The sequence below is a fragment of the Neisseria sp. P0009.S007 genome (genome assembly GCF_051962515.1).
In genome coordinates, this window is the sequence record NZ_JBQCVF010000922.1 from 1 (window position 1) to 411 (window position 411).

Consider the following 411-nt stretch of genomic DNA (forward strand, 5'->3'; position numbering starts at 1 on the left):
ACCGCCCAAACGGTCAAAGAAGCTGCCGTTTTGGTCGGCATTGTCTTGCATGAAGGAGCGTGGCAAATTTTACTGACCAAAAGGGCCGAGACCTTAAGGCAACACACTGGACAAATCGCCTTTGCCGGTGGCCGCAAAGATACCCAAGACGACAGCCTAACGGCAACGGCGTTAAGAGAAGCTTATGAAGAAACCGCCATTCCGATTACCGCATGGCAGACTTTTGCGCCGCTACCCTTTTATGACACGCCTTCCGGCTATCGTGTTACGCCTATTCCGGCAATTTGCACCCAGTCCGTCAACCCTAAAGCCAACCCCGGCGAAGTAGCAGAAATTTTTTATCTGCCTTTGGATTTCGCCTTAAACCTGAAAAACTACACATTCCGCCAGCTTCATCACGACAATCAAACC

At 50.6% G+C, this 411-nt stretch carries 1 protein-coding gene; it reads left to right on the top strand.

Going from position 1 to position 411, the window contains the following annotated elements; all coding sequences use genetic code 11:
* A partial coding sequence (locus ACTHS3_RS17125; protein WP_440368656.1) for an NUDIX hydrolase occupies positions 1 to 411 on the top strand: 411 nt, incomplete at both ends.